Raw genomic sequence first — 8,877 nt, 5'->3', positions numbered from 1 at the left:
GGCCCCACCTCCTGCCCCGGCAACCCCACCGTCGCCCCGGGAGCCGGGTGTTCAGCGCGAGCCATCCGCTGTTCATCCCGCTGCAGTGCCGAACGGTCCCGAGCGGGTGCTGTCATGGACGGCGCCCGGCACGGGGCCGGTCGAAGGCTTGAAGGGAACCGCCCATGATGACCCGTCAGCGCCTCACCTCCGCCGCCACGGCGGCCGTCCTGGCCGGCGCCGCGTTCGTCGCCGGCACCGGCACCTCCCACGCCGCCACCTGCTCGCAGGCCTACCTGCCGCTGCCCGACCCGCACTGCACGCCCGGCTCGTACAACCCCGCCGTGACCCAGAGCACCATCGGCTCCACCATATGCGTGTCCGGCTGGACCGCGACGGTGCGCCCGCCGACCTCCTACACCAACGCGCTGAAGGCCCAGGGCATCACGGACTACGGCTACAGCGACACCACCATGGCCGACTACGAGGAGGACCACTTCGTGCCCCTCGAACTCGGCGGCGCCCCGCGCGACCCGGCCAACCTGTGGCCCGAGCCGCACTACGGCACCAAGACCTCCAGCACCAAGGACGGCGTCGAGACCAAGCTCAAGAACGCCGTCTGCAACGGCACCATCACCCTCGCCGCCGCCCGCACCGCGATCCGCACCAACTGGACCACTGCGCTGCAGGTCACCGGCATCGGCTGACCCGACCGGGCCCCTCCAGAGCCTGACGATACGTCAAATTCGCTGCGGCACCGCCCTTCCCGCCGCCCCCGTTGTTGTGTACGCGGCGCCGGATTCTGCTGTACGTTCTCCTCGCCCGGTGACCGCGGGAAGTCGGCACCGGCCGCGGCGCGGGATGTGAGCGAACTGGGGGAGTGGTGACGTACCTCGTGGAGTTGCCGATCGGCGGGGCCGGTGACCCGTCGGAACTGGTGCAGGTCGAGATCGACCAGGCCGGTTCCGACGGACTGGTCCAAGTGGCCCGTCCGGGCCAGGTGGTGGCGCGGGCAACCCGGTCGATGGGTGAGATGCTCGCCGGGATCCGGCCGGTGGCCGAGCACTTCGTCGAGAACTTCCGCGGCATGGTCCAGGCGCCGGACACGATCGGCGTCGAGTTCGGGCTCTCGCTGTCGGCCGCGGCCGACGTGGTGATCTCCAGCACGGCCGCCACCGCCAACTTCAAGGTCACCCTCACCTGGAACAGGTCCGCCCACGAGGGCTCCTCGGCGGCCCCCGACCCCGCACCCGCCGTCCCGAGCGGACCGTCCGCGCCGTGACGGCGTTACCGCCCGGGGGCGCGGCGGGCGCCGGTCCGAAGGCGCTGACCACCGGCGTGGTGCGGATCCTCGGGCACCACGACGGCGCCGCGACCGCGGGTACGTCCTGGAAGCCCGTGGGCGTGGGCTTCCTGGTCACCCCCGAACTGGTCGTCACCTGCGCACACGTGGTCTCGGCCGCCCTCCGCCTCCAGGGCGCCGACCGGCCGCCCGCGCAGGCCGTCCTCGACGTCGACCTGCCGCTGCTGCCCTCGGCCCTGCCGCCGGACGGAGCCGGATCGCCGCTCACCGCGCGGGTCGAGCACTGGGTCCCGCCGGAGCCGTCCGGAGCCGGGGACGTGGCCGTGCTGCGACTGGGCGCCCCGGTGCCCGGCGCCCGGCCGGTCCCGCTGGTCCGGTCGAAGGACCTGTGGGGGCACTCCGCCCGGGTGTTCGGCTTCCCCGACGGGCGCGACGCCGGGGTGTGGCACGAGGCCGTGCTGCGGGACGGCCAGGCCAACGGCTGGGTGCAGGCCGACCGGTCCGGGAACAGCTACCGGGTCTCCCCCGGCTTCAGCGGCAGCCCGGTCTGGGACGACGCCCTGGCCGGTGTGGTCGGCATGATGGTGCGCGCCGAGGCCGGGGAACCCCCGGCGAGCTACCTGATCCCGGTCGAACGCCTGGTGGCGGCCTGGCCGGAGCTGGGCGAGCTGGCCGTGCCGCCGTCGCCGTTCCGCAGCCTGACGGCCTTCCAGGAGGCGGACCGGCGGCTCTTCCACGGCAGGTCCACCGAGAGCCGGGAGCTGGCCCGGCTGGTGGGCGGCCAGCGCTGGACCACGGTCGTCGGTCCCTCCGGCTCCGGCAAGTCCTCGCTGGCCATGGCCGGTGTCCTCCCGCTGCTGCGGGCCGGCGGCAGCACGGCGGTGGTGCTGCGACCCGCCGCCGGCAGCAGCCCGCTGTCCGCCCTGGCGGCCGCTCTGCTGCCGCTGCTGGAGCCCGAGCTGTCCGAGACGGACCGCCTCGCCCGGCTTCCCGGCCTGACCCGTGTGCTCGCCGACCGGAACGGGTTCGCCGATGCCGTTCCCCGCGTCCTCGCGCTCCAGCGGGCCCACCGACTGGTCGTGCTGGTGGACCAGTTCGAGGAGTTGCTGGTGCGCTCCCCGGCCGCCGTCGACCCGCTGGCCGACGTCCTCTTCGACGAGGCCCTGCCGGACACCGTCCGGGTACTGAGCACGCTGCGGGCCGACTTCCTGGAGACCGCCCTCGCCCACCCGCGCCTCGGGCTCGCCTTCGGCCGGCCGGCCTACGTCCTGCGGCCGCTGGGTCCGGACCAGCTCCGCGAGGTGGTCACCGCGCCCGTCGACGCCGTGCCGGGCGTGGACTACCAACCCGGGCTGGTCGACAGCATCCTGCGGGACGCCGGGGACGAGCCCGGTGCCCTGCCGCTGCTGGGCTTCACGCTGGACCAGCTCTGGCACCGGCAGCACGAGGGCCTGCTGACCCATCAGGCGTACGCGAGGCTCGGCCGTGTCCAAGGCGCGCTGGGCGCCTACGCCACCGCGGTGTGGGCGGACCACGTCCCGCCCGAGGACGGACCGACGGCGCGACGCCTGCTCACCCGGCTCGTCCGGGTGCCGACCGAGACGGCGGCGGCGACCCGCCGCACCGCACTGCGCCCGGACCTGACCGAGGACGAGTGGCGCATCGCCCAACGGCTCGCCACCACACGGCTGCTGGTCACCGGCAGCAGCGCCGAGGGCGTCGACACCGTGGAACTCGCGCACGAGGCGCTGATCACCGGGTGGACCGATCTGGCGCAGTGGTCCGCGGCCGACCGGGCCTTCCTGGTCTGGCGGGAGTCGGTGCGGCACGACCTGGAGCGGTGGGAACGGGGTGGCCGCGTCCCCGAGCTGCTGCCCACCAGGGTCGCCCTGACCGGTGCCGAGACGTGGCTGGCCGCCCGGGGCGACGACCTGACCGAGGCCGAACGCGACTACCTCGACCGCGGGAGCCGTCACCAGCGCTCCCGCGGCCGACGGCGGCGGGCGGCCGTCGCGGCCCTCGGCTTCGTCCTGGCCCTGGCGTTGGTGTTCGGGTCGCTGTTCGTGGCCGCCCAGCAGCAGAGTCGGGAGCACGCCTCGGCGGCCACCTCCCAGGCCTTGGCGCAGGCCGCCCAGAACGAGGCCGGCGACGACCCGCCGCTGTCGGTGCTGCTCTCGCTGGCCGCCTACCGGACCGCGCCCACCCAGGACGCGCGCAACGAGCTGCTGCGGCAGTACCTGGCGGCCTCCGGCGCCGCCCGGATCCTCTCCGGCCTGAAGGGGACGGTCGGCACGATCCGCACGAGCGCGGACGGGAGCGTGGTGCTGGCCGACTCCCGGCTGGGCCGGGCCACCCTCTTCGTCCACGCCGTCAGCGGCGTGGTGCGCAGCCAGGAGGTGCCCTCGGCCAACCAGTTGGACGACGTGATGCTCGCCCGGGACGGCCGGCGGGGGGCGTTCCTCGACCAGGACGGCTCCGTCGAGTGGTTCCAGGTGAACCCCGACGCGACCGACCCCGTCGGGCCCCTGCAGCGGCTGCCCGCGGTGCCGGGGTGGCCCGACGGCGCTTCGCTGTCCGCGATGTCGCCGGACGGGCGGATGCTCGCGGTCGCGACGCAGACCCGCGTGGCGTGGTGGGACCTCGGCACCGGCAGCGTCGTCGGAACGGCCGCCGCGCCGGCCGGCAGCTACCTCGATCTGTGGTTCGGCCCGGACAACGGGACCCTGCTGGTGCGGACCGAGAGCGCGGGGGACGCCCCCGAGGGCCTGGTCGCCCTCGACCTGGCCACCGGAGCGCCCCGGACCGTGCTGAGCGCGAAGTCCTACGTCCTCTCCGGCGACCGCACCACGGCCGTGACCTGCAGCGACGACGGCGATGCGGGCCACATCGTGCTGAGCCGCTACGCGGTCGCCGACGGCACCCGGCAAGGCCCGCCGCATCCGCTGGACGGCGCCTACTGCCCGCTGCAGGCCATCGACGCCACCGGACACCGAGTGGTCCTGACGACCGGCTTCAAGGGGAACACCCAGTCCCTGGAGCTGGTGGACCTCGACCAGGACACGGTGGTCTCCCGCACCAGCGAGTCCGGCGATTCGCCGACCGACTTCCCGTCCGGCTCCCCCGTGCTGGCGGCGGACGGCGGGCGGCTGTTCCTCGTCGGCGGGCTCGGAGCGCGGATCGTCTTCACGGAGATCCCCACGGATGCCGGCGTGCTCGACGTGGGCCAGCAGGCGCTCACCCGCGACGGCAGCAAGCTGATCAGCATCCTGGCGGACGGCTCCGACCTCGAGCTGCGTGCTGCCACGGGGGACGACAGCCGTCCGCTGGTCCGGGCGGCGCGCGCCCGGCCCGTGTGGGACGCGGCGGGCGCCACGCTGCGGCTGAGCCGCGACGGACGGCTCCTCGCCGAGCGGGAGGGCGCGGACCTGGTCTCGGTCCGCGACACGTCGGACCTGCGGCAGACCCTGCTGGTCAGGACCGCCGCACCGCCGAGCGACGACCCCAAGGTGGAGGACTTCGCCTACTTCTTCGACGCGGGCGGGAACCTGGTCACCGTCTCGGGCACCCTGGTGCAGCAGTGGGACGCCCGGACCGGGCGGCAGTTGGCGCAGTACGACGCCGCCGTGCTGCAGCCCGGGACCGACTCCGACGGCTCGCCGCAGCTCTACGTCAGCAGCTACCCGGCGGCGAACGAGGTGACGGTGATCGTCTACGGCGATCCCCGCATCCGGGTGGTCGACCTGACCACCGGCCGCACCACCATGACGCTGCAGCTCACCGACGACATCAAGGCCGCCCAGTTCGACGCCGCCGGGAACTACTTCGCCCTGATGCGGTCCGGCGGGCAGGTCGAGCTGTGGCGGCGTGATCCGCTGCGCCGGGAGCTGGGGCTGCTGCGCAGCCTGACCGCGGGCAGCACGCCGGGGGACGCCGTGACGGTCCCGCAGTTCGCCGGTGCCTTCCTCGACGACAGGGGCAGGTTCGTGCTGGCGGCCAACAACGTCGTCCAGATCTACCGGATCGGCGACCGCGCCTACGTCGACTCCTACGACTTCGGCCGGCCGCCCTACAGCACGTCGGCGAGCCCCTACTCGTTCCTCGACGTCTCGGCCGACGGGCGGACGGTGCTGTACGCGGACGAGAACGGCGTCGGCGGGCCCCTCCAGCTCGACCCGGCCGTCTGGCAGCGCAAGCTGTGCGACGTGATCGGCTACCGCGGGTTCACCGCGGACGAGCGGAGCAGCCTCCCCGTGGCCGTCCCCGCCCAGCCGCTCTGCCCCCGCCCCTGAGGTCGGGGCGGAGCGCCCGCCCGGTACCGTGCGAGCACCGTCGTGGCGGCCGGTCAAAATTTCCGCCGCGCACCTGTAACGCTTCCGGGGTCCCGGTGCATCGTCCGGGTGTCAGGTCGGGCGAGCGGGGGTTGCGGTGACTCAGAAACGTGCGGTGCTGGAGGCGGAGTACCTGGAGTTCGCCGCCGCCCGCTCGGGGGAGCTGTACCGCTCCGCGCTCCTGCTGACCGGTGGTGACGGCTACCTCGCCGAGGACCTGGTGCAGGAGACCCTGGGCCGGATGTACGTGTTGTGGCGGCGCAGCAGGTGGGCGTCGGGCGGTCGGCGGATCGAGAACCCCGCGGCCTACGCGCACACCGTCCTGGTGCGGATGTTCCTGATGCACCGGCGCCGGCGCAGCAGCGGCGAGCGGCCGGACGGCGAACTGCCCGAGCTCCCGGTCCAGCCCGCCGACCCGGAACTGCGCCTGGCGCTGCTGGACGCGATGGGCCGGCTCTCGGTCCGGGACCGGGCGGTGCTGGTGCTGCGGTTCTGGGAGGACCGGTCGGTCGAGGAGACCGCGCAGGTGCTGCGGTGCAGCGGCGGCGCGGTCCGCACCCAGACCAGCCGGGCACTGGACCGGCTCCGCCGGGTCCTCGGCGAATCACTGACCGAAACCCACTGACGACCCGTCGGCCCTGCCCGGAAGAGGGTGACCACCCCATGCTCCACGACGACGACCCCCAGCACGACGACCTGGTCGACGCCATCCGCCGCACCGGTCGGCAACTGACCACCGGTCCCGACACACTGGCCACCGCCGGGCTGGCCCGGGGCCGTGCGCTGCGCCGGCGCGGGCGCACGGCCACCGCGGCCGCCACCGTGGCGGTCGCGGTGCTGGGCGCCGCCGGCCTGCTGGTCGGCACCCCGGGCAGCCCGTCGCACCACGCCGACACGGTGCTCGGGCCGCCGAGCACCGGTGGGCCCAGTCCCGGAGCGACCGACTCGCCCAACCCCTCCGCTCCCCCGGCCACCGGCCAGGGCGTCACGTTCCAGCAGCTGTTGGCGATGGTCAAGGCGCTGCTGCCGCCCGGTACCACCAGCCAGGAGGCCGGGCAGGGCACCGCCGACAGCGGCGCCGCGCCCTCGGACGCGGCGAGCGTGACCGTGGACTTCGACGACGGTCTGGGCAAGGCCAGGATCCAGCTCCAGATGGGCCGGGTCCGCACCGAGCAGGTCGGCGCGATGGTCCGGTGCCAGCCGACGGACCCGCAGCAGCGCGCCTGCACCAGCGGCGCGGCACCGGGCGGCGGCACCCTGACCGTCCAACAGCTCGTCAGGAGCGGTGGCACCACCGCCTGGCGGGCCGTGCTGCTCGACCCGAGCGGCTGGCTGGTGCAGGCCGAGGAGTGGAACGCGCCGGCCGAGCACCCGGACCAGCCCTCGCGGTCGCAGCCGCCGCTCGCGCTCGACCGGCTGAGCGCCCTGGTCACCGCGCACCAGGGCTGGGCCTCGGTGCGGGACGGCGCCGCGCCGTACCCGAGCCAGCCGGCCGCTCCGCCGCCGGTCGACAGCCAGGCGATGCTGACGGTCCTTCACGGGTTGGTCCCGGCCGGTCTGAGCAGTTCGGCCGGGGGCGCCCAGGACCAGGGCCAGGGCCTGGACGGCTACGCCTACCTGACCGTGGACGACGGCCGGGGTGCGAGCCTGGTGCAGGTGAACGTGCAGGACTGGAGCGCGATGGTGGCGGCGGACAGCGAGATGGTGCTGACCATCTTCGGCCACGCCAAGGTCCTGCCCGACGGCACCAAGGTCGCGGTCGACCGCAACCCCTTGATCGGCGGCACCCACGGGCGGAACCTCGTGATGTGGGAGGTGAACGTGCTCCGCAAGGACGGGACGCGCGTGGTGGTCACGGCCCTCAACAGCCCCGCGATCGCGAGCGACGCCGTCCGGCCCACCCCGGCGCTCAGCACCGACCAGCTGACGGCGATCGCGACCAGCCCGCTCTGGCAGCTCCCGCGCACCCGGTGAGCGGGCGCCGCCCGGACTCCCGCCGGGGGCCCGGGCCCCCGGCGCGGAGCCGGGTGACGGACCGTCGGTCCGGATCCACTCCGGCCCGTCGGCAACCGACGGTACGATCGTCCTCTCATCTGAGGCGGGGTCAGGGGGCGGCCGTCCGTTCCCGCCGGGCGCCGGCGTTGCGCGCCCGCGTTCGCGTGTGCGAGAGTTGGCCGCCGCATGCAGCTCGTATGCGGACTCACGGATATCGAAGGACTGAAGTCCATGGCCCCGGCGTCCCCCAGCGGCCGCCACCGGTACTGAGTGGACCCGCGCTCCGCTCCGGAGCACGTCGTCACCGGTACCACCGCTCTCCTCACGGCGGCCCCACGTCGCGGTGCCTGACGCACCGCCACCGCCTCCTGCTCCGCGGGAGGCGACCCGGCTCGTACCGGGTCAGGCCACGCGCGTTCACCGATCCGCCCCGCTCGGGCGGGAGCGCGCCCCACCTTTTCACTTCGTGAGGTCATTACCACCGTGGACACCAACGTCCAGAGCTTCGCCGTCGCCAACCTCCGCCGCCGTCCGCTGGTCCTCGAACCCTCGGGCTTCGTCGCGGGGTTCGACCCCGACACCACCAACCCGTACATCAACTACGCGACTCCGCTGCCCGGCGCCGAACCGACCGGCCGGGACGTCGCGGGGCTGATCGAGGCGTTCCGCGAGCGCGGGCTCAAGCCCCGCCTGGAGTTCGCCCCCGAGGCCGCCCCCGCCGTCGAGCCCGCGCTGCGAGCCGCGGGATTCACGGTCGAGGCCGTGCACGAGTACCTGGTCTGCACACCGCGGACGCTGACCGTGCCGCAGACCGGCGCGGCGGACGCCCCGCTGGTGCAGGCCCCTGCCTCGGCGGCGGACTACACCGTGATCGACGCGGCCCTGGCCGAGGCGTTCACCGGCGAGTTCACCTCCTCCCCCGAGGGTGCGGCGCGGCTGCGCCGTACCCAGGAGGGCGGCGGGGCGGTGCGGTTCGTCCGCTCCCCCGACGGCGGCTGCGCCGGCGGCGCCCTCTGCTCGGCCCCGGCCGTGGGCACCTGCGAGTTGGCCGGCGTGGGCACCCGGCCGGCCTTCCGCGGCCGCGGCATCGCCGGCGCCGTGACCGCGGCGCTGGCCGGCACGATGTTCGACCGCGGCGCCGACTCGGTCTGGCTGGAGTACTCCGGCGAGGGGTCCCGCCGCGTCTACGAGCGGGTCGGCTTCCGGCCCGCGGGAACCCGCCTGTACATGTCCCTCGAAGGGTGACCTGCCGGGTGGCGGCCTCCGGGGGCC

General features: G+C 74.6%; 6 protein-coding genes. All 6 read left to right on the top strand.

Annotation, left to right across the window (positions count from 1 at the left end; translation table 11 throughout):
* Window positions 1–164 precede the first annotated feature (164 nt).
* Window positions 165–686 (top strand): hypothetical protein, encoded by a 522-nt coding sequence (locus ACFW1A_RS34465; RefSeq protein WP_380416179.1) that lies wholly within the window; start codon window positions 165–167, stop codon window positions 684–686.
* Between the two features lie 176 nt (window positions 687–862).
* Window positions 863–1,261, top strand: coding sequence for a CU044_2847 family protein (locus ACFW1A_RS34460; protein WP_380416177.1), 399 nt, complete (start codon window positions 863–865; stop codon window positions 1,259–1,261).
* On the top strand, window positions 1,258–5,571 hold the full coding sequence (locus ACFW1A_RS34455) for a trypsin-like peptidase domain-containing protein (protein WP_380416175.1): 4,314 nt from the start codon (window positions 1,258–1,260) through the stop codon (window positions 5,569–5,571). Before ACFW1A_RS34460 ends, ACFW1A_RS34455 begins: the two co-directional genes overlap by 4 nt.
* A 136-nt stretch (window positions 5,572–5,707) precedes the next feature.
* On the top strand, window positions 5,708–6,235 hold the full coding sequence (locus ACFW1A_RS34450) for a SigE family RNA polymerase sigma factor (protein WP_380416173.1): 528 nt from the start codon (window positions 5,708–5,710) through the stop codon (window positions 6,233–6,235).
* 38 nt (window positions 6,236–6,273) lie between these two features.
* The gene (locus ACFW1A_RS34445; protein ID WP_380416171.1) at window positions 6,274–7,584 is read left to right on the top strand and encodes a hypothetical protein; all 1,311 of its coding nucleotides are present in this window, start codon (window positions 6,274–6,276) and stop codon (window positions 7,582–7,584) included.
* A 504-nt stretch (window positions 7,585–8,088) separates the two neighbouring features.
* Entirely contained in the window at window positions 8,089–8,850 is a 762-nt protein-coding gene (locus ACFW1A_RS34440) for a GNAT family N-acetyltransferase (RefSeq protein WP_380416169.1), read from the top strand.
* Window positions 8,851–8,877: the final 27 nt, after the last annotated feature.

It is taken from the genome of Kitasatospora sp. NPDC058965 (assembly GCF_042741245.1).
Lineage (GTDB): Bacteria > Actinomycetota > Actinomycetes > Streptomycetales > Streptomycetaceae > Kitasatospora.
This window is presented reverse-complemented; position numbering and strand designations above follow the sequence as displayed.